Origin of the sequence: Xanthomonas axonopodis, assembly GCF_001304695.1 — a bacterium.
GTDB classification, from domain to species: Bacteria; Pseudomonadota; Gammaproteobacteria; order Xanthomonadales; family Xanthomonadaceae; genus Xanthomonas; species Xanthomonas axonopodis.
In genome coordinates this window covers 1-5354 of sequence record NZ_JFAQ01000172.1, presented here as the reverse complement: position 1 = coordinate 5354, position 5354 = coordinate 1, and the positions used below count along the sequence as shown (strand labels likewise).

Below are 5354 nucleotides of genomic sequence, written 5' to 3'. Positions count from 1 at the left end.
GAGGCCGGGCATGCCCACACCACCCTCGATACCGGCGGCGGTCGTGCTGCAACCGAAGTCCAGGGAGCACGTTGGTTGAATGTGGTGCTGGGCAATGTCAAACGTGCCATCAGCGGCACCTACCATGCGGTGGGTCAAGCCAAATATGCGCGGCGCTACTTGGCCGAAGCGGCCTATCGATTCAACCGCCGATTTCCTCTGGAGCAGATGCTGCCGCGACTGGCGACGGCGCTGATGCGCTGTAAAGCTTGCCCAGAGCGCGTTTTGCGCATGGCAAGCAACTTTCATGGCTGAGGGATAGGGCTAATCAGGATGCGGAAACGCCAACGCAGACGGATATCGGTTATTCGGAGATCTGATTCAGAAAGATAATATAGAAAGTTATTTAATGCTGCCCGAAATGGTTTATTTTAGATTTTAGGAGCGAGGCGGAAAAGTATATTTTTCTAGATTATGTTGGATGTCAGTCTTAGCTGGCGTCGTGGTTCCGGGGCATTCCGCCACAGCTTCCGATGGCCGGTGCCCTGGCGGTGAACGTGAACCAGCGCGTCTGACCTGGATGCCGGTGTCGGAAGAACTCGGGACGGTTCGATGCGAGGTCGCTACGGTCGAGATGGCAGGCGTGAGCAGGTACCGGCAGACTGAGCTGCATGCAGTGCGAATTGTCTCCGCCGGGAGTGCTGTACGGCCTGAACGCTGGTTGCGGTCTTGGGGCGGTGCAGGTCTGCGACGCGGGCCTTGCCCAGGTCGTTGCAGAGGACGTGTCCACCACAGCCTGGCATAAGGCGCGCGCCCCTGGCACGCATGGGCGCGATCTCGTATGTTGACTAGCTTGCCCACTTCTCCGGTGCCGTGCCCATGTCTGACCCGTCCGCGCCCGATCATCTGCAACGCAGCCTGTTCAATCGCCACCTGCAGTTGATCGCCATCGGCGGGGCGATCGGTACCGGCCTATTCATGGGCTCTGGCAAGACGATCAGTCTGGCCGGGCCGTCAATTCTGTTCGTTTATCTCATCATTGGCGCGATGCTGTTCTTCGTGATGCGCGCGATGGGCGAACTGCTGCTGTCCAATCTGGAATACAAGTCGTTCATCGACTTTTCCACCGATTTGCTCGGCCCCTGGGCTGGATTCTTCTGCGGCTGGACGTACTGGTTTTGCTGGGTCATCACCGCCATTGCCGATGTCATCGCGATTGCGGCCTATGCGCAGTTCTGGTTTCCAGGATTGGTGCCGTGGATTCCGGCCATCTTGTGCGTGTTGTTGCTGCTGAGCCTGAATCTGGTCACGGTGAAGTTGTTCGGCGAAATGGAATTCTGGTTTGCGCTGATCAAGATCATCGCCATTGCCGCGTTGATCATTACCGGTGCCGGCCTGGTGGTGTGGGGATTCCGCTCACCGTCGGGCAACGTGGCTTCGCTGTCGAATCTGTGGAACGACGGCGGCATGTTCCCCATGGGCATCGGCGGGTTCTTTGCCGGCTTTCAGATCGCGGTGTTCGCCTTCGTCGGCATCGAGCTGGTCGGCACCACTGCTGCAGAAACCGCCGACCCGCGGCGCAATCTGCCCAAGGCGATCAACTCGATTCCGGTGCGCATCTTGATTTTCTACGTGCTTGCGCTGATCGCGATCATGGCGGTGACGCCGTGGCGGCAGGTGGTGGCCGACAAGAGCCCGTTCGTAGAGTTGTTCGTGCTGGCCGGCGTGCCGGCGGCGGCCAGCCTGATCAACTTCGTGGTACTGACCTCGGCCACCTCGTCGGCCAATAGCGGCATCTTTTCCACCAGCCGCATGCTCTACGGCCTGGCTGAAGAACAACATGCGCCGAAGGGCTTTGCCAAGCTGTCGCGTGCGGCAGTTCCGGCGTGCGGCCTGCTGTTTTCCTGCCTGTGCCTGCTGCTGGGCGCGATGCTGGTGTATCTGATTCCCAACCTGGTCACGGCGTTCACGCTGGTCACCACACTGTCGGCGGTGCTTTTCATGTTCGTGTGGTCGCTGATCCTGTGCGCCTACATCGCCTACCGCCGCAAGCGCCCGGAGCAGCACGCCGCCTCGGCGTTCAAGATGCCCGGCGGTGTGCTGATGTGCTACGTGTGCCTGGCTTTCTTCGCCTTCGTCATCGTGCTGCTGACCCTGCAGGACGACACGCGTCAGGCATTGCTGGCCAGCCCGGTGTGGTTCCTGCTGCTGGCCATTGGCTATGCTGTCAAACGCCACGAAAACCCACTGCGCTGAGCGGTCTGCGCGGCACGCATCCGGTGTGCAGCGTGCGGCGGTGACCGCACGCTGCGAGCTGTCATGTCGATGCGCGTGTACGGTGGATCATTCACCGTTCGGGTCAGAATGCGTTCCTGCCGCTTCCTCTGCCGGGCGCGGCGGCGGCGCCGCCGCGCCGGCGGGCAGACGCTGCAACGGGATCTGTTTCTTTTCTTTCCATTCCGGCGTGACCGGTAGACCGTAGTTCTGGAAGAGCTTGGCGACGTTTTCGAGATGCTGCTTCGTGCGGTCGGCATATTCGCTGAATCGCCCCGAGTCGTTATCGATGCAGAGCTCGCCGTCCGGGTTGTGGTACAGGGTACCGCTGAGGCGCGCTTCGGGTAGCATGCGATTTTCCTGCCAGGGAGTCTTGTCCCATGGCTGGCCGCCCACGAGCGTGACATGGCCTTGCGCGTATGGCTGTTTCTTTTTTCGCGCCTGCTTGCTTGTCATCGGCTCGTCCAGGATCACGCCAGGATGCCCTTCGCCGATGACCAGGCTTCCATTACTGGCGATGTTCCATTTGTACTCCACTTTCTTGTCGCGCAGATCGTCCAGGCGCAGCCGCTGAGCCAGTGGCGTCAGGGACGGAGCGCCGCTTTCAGTCTGTTCGTGGAACGTCGGGGTGCTCCTGATGCGATCAATGGCGTCCTCGCTCAGCCCGAGATCGTTGGATAGCTTGGCTGGATCGAGACGATGCGGCATCTGCAGCGCCGGAGCGGTCGAGACGAACAGGCGTGTTGAATTGATCTTGATGTGCGCTTGGCCGCCAGCGGGCGTTTCTATTTCCTGAGACTGGATCGGCGTCCGGTGGACACCTCCTTCCAACTGCTTTCCGCGCGCGGGCTGGGTGCTGCCGAACAGCGCATCAAGATGGCTGTTGTCTGCGACGAACGCCGGCGATCGCGCCTTGGCTGATGCGCTCCGGCGCAATGGAGGCAGCTCACGAAGCTGGGCGTGGCCGCGGAGTTGGATGTCGTCGCACACAGATGGGGCATGCCGCGGATCAACATGACCAATATGCTCGTGTAGCTCGCGAGACGCCGAGCCGGAGATTTTCATGCGCGTACTCCTGGAATGCGTGAGCGGAAAATGTACGGCAGCCAGAACGTGCATACCGCTCACAGCAGAATCGATGTGCGATTTGGCGAAAGTTCGTCCTGCCTGGCAGAAACAGCACGGCAATCGCATGCGTGACCAGGCACGCCGTCGCCCCTGTCGCCGATGGGCATGTGCCGGCGTTGACGCCATGGTGGACGCGGAGGATGCTTGGGCTCTTTCATCTCACAGTCGATGCATGATCACGATCCACCCGATTGCCGGAACCCGGCACACCCCAGGTTGCTGGGTCGACCTGTGCCAGCCCAGCCCGCAAGAGCTGGCGCAAGCCGCTGAGAAAGTGGGGTTTGCCTTGCCCGATCGTGCGGCGATTGGCGAGATCGAATTCAGTAGCCGGGTGCGTCGCCAGGGCGATGTGTTGTTTCTCAATGTGCCGCGTTTCCAGGACGAGGACGGCCCCACCGCTCCGTTGGGGTTCGCGCTGTCGCCCACCATCCTGGTGACCTTGCGCGAGCAGCGCATCGGCTCGTTGGAGGCCCTGACCGCCCGGCTGGAACACGAGCCCTGCCACAGCCCGGACGATTTGCTGCTACGCATGTTCGACCAGCTGGTCGGGCGTCTGGCGGACCGGCTCGAGGCGCTGGAAGCGGCGGTCACCGAGACCACGCGGCAAGTGTTCGACAGCCCGCACAAGACCAAGGGCCTGGAGCGCATGTTGCACCAGGTCGGCGACATGGGCCGCCAGCTTGGCGGCCTGCACAACGCCGGGCAAGGCATGCTGCGTCTGGTCACTTATCTGGATGGTGCCGCCCCGGACTGGTTCGGTGCCGATGCAGCCAAACGCATCACCCTGCTGCACAAGGATCTGACCACCTTGAGCGAATTCCAGCAGCACATGGACGACCGCATCGAGTTCCTGCTCGACAGCGTGCTGGGCATGATCAACATGGACCAGAACAACGTGATGAAGGTGATGGCGGTGGCATCGGTCGTCGGGATCCCGCCCACCGTACTGGTCGGTATCTGGGGCATGAACTTCTCTTATATGCCCGAGCTCAAGGGGCACGACCACTACTTCTGGGCGCTTGGCATCATCGCGCTGAGCGTGGTGGTGCCGCTGGCCTGGTTTCGCAAGCGTGGTTGGGTGTAATGCGCTTTATGCCGGTGAGATGAGGTGCTTGGGTGTGAGCGATACGTGCGTCGTTTTACAAGTGGCCAAGCCTCGGGAAGCGGCCTGTGAGGCGTTGAGTCTGCTTTGTGCATGGACTGCGCGTCACTTGGTGTTTCGCATGTCTTCGACGGTGTTGCTCGCTTCAATGGGGTGATGTGCTCACACGCGTTGCGCGTGCGACGCTGGATGAGGGTGCGTTGCAAGGCTGTGTTGGCGCTGTGTCGAAGGCTGCCCCATCCGCCCTTCGGGCACCTTCCCCCGCCATGCGGAGGAAGGGATGCTGATCGTTTGGTTTGAGGGGTATCGTACGGTCGCGCAGCGCGTCGACGGGTATCAGGTATCAGCGTAATCAGCTGCGCCAATCCCCAATCCCAGCCATCAGCCCTTGGACTGCTGGAAGCTGGCTTCTTCGTAAGGCTGCACCACCACCCAGCCTTCGCCGGCAAAACGCATCTGCAGGCTTTCGCCCGAGCCGCGGCCGAACAGTGTGCCGATCGAGACGTCGGTGACCAGTTCCGGCGTCAGCGTGCCTGACCAGGCGACGGTGTAATGACCCACTGAAACTCTGCTCAGGTGTTAGCTTTCAGAGGAGACATCGATGAGTGCAGTGATGGACGAAGAACAGATCAAGCGCTGGACGGCCCGGGGCAAGTCGGCGCTAGTGCTGGAGATCATCCAGGGCAAGACGACGGTGGCGTTGGCCAGCCGGCAGTTCGACCTGACGCCCAATGAAATCGAAGGCTGTGTCGAGGAAGGTAAGCGCGGCCTGGAGAACGCGCTGCGGGCCAAGCCCGAAGACGTGCGCGAGCAGTACGAGCGCCAGCTCAAGGAGCTGCAGGAAGCCTACGGCCAAGCCATGCTGGAACTG

General features: G+C 61.3%; 5 protein-coding genes and 1 pseudogene. 4 read left to right on the top strand and 2 right to left on the bottom strand.

Annotated features, from left to right (window positions below):
* Both XAXN_RS15270 and cycA read left to right on the top strand, forming a co-directional pair.
* A partial coding sequence (locus tag XAXN_RS15270) for a transposase (protein WP_167694809.1) occupies positions 1-294 on the top strand: 294 nt, incomplete at its 5' end.
* 564 nt (positions 295-858) lie between these two features.
* On the top strand, positions 859-2235 hold the full coding sequence (gene cycA / locus XAXN_RS15265; protein WP_054320177.1) for a D-serine/D-alanine/glycine transporter: 1377 nt from the start codon (positions 859-861) through the stop codon (positions 2233-2235).
* 87 nt (positions 2236-2322) lie between these two features.
* Here cycA and xopV read toward each other — a convergent pair whose 3' ends face one another.
* On the bottom strand, positions 2323-3318 hold the full coding sequence (gene xopV, locus XAXN_RS15260) for a XopV/AopV family type III secretion system effector (protein ID WP_054320176.1): 996 nt from the start codon (positions 3316-3318) through the stop codon (positions 2323-2325).
* Between the two features lie 235 nt (positions 3319-3553).
* Here xopV and XAXN_RS15255 point away from each other — a divergent pair, with 235 nt between their 5' ends.
* A complete protein-coding gene (locus XAXN_RS15255) occupies positions 3554-4465 on the top strand; it encodes a CorA family divalent cation transporter (protein ID WP_054320175.1) in 912 nt (303 codons plus the stop codon).
* A 399-nt stretch (positions 4466-4864) separates the two neighbouring features.
* On the opposite strand, the pseudogene XAXN_RS15250 reads toward XAXN_RS15255, so the two are convergent.
* Positions 4865-5032, bottom strand: a pseudogene (locus XAXN_RS15250) (AIM24 family protein); the annotation flags it as partial.
* 52 nt (positions 5033-5084) lie between these two features.
* On the opposite strand from XAXN_RS15250, the gene XAXN_RS15245 reads away from it, so the two are divergent.
* Positions 5085-5354 (top strand): hypothetical protein (locus XAXN_RS15245; protein WP_054320173.1); only part of this gene is annotated, 270 nt, incomplete at its 3' end.

Excerpts from the sequence above, each read along its gene's own strand:
- cycA (WP_054320177.1), top strand. The coding sequence starts at position 859 with ATGTCTGACCCGTCCGCGCCCGATCATCTGCAACGCAGCCTGTTCAAT.
- xopV (WP_054320176.1), bottom strand. The coding sequence starts at position 3,318 with ATGAAAATCTCCGGCTCGGCGTCTCGCGAGCTACACGAGCATATTGGT.
- XAXN_RS15255 (WP_054320175.1), top strand. The coding sequence starts at position 3,554 with ATGATCACGATCCACCCGATTGCCGGAACCCGGCACACCCCAGGTTGC.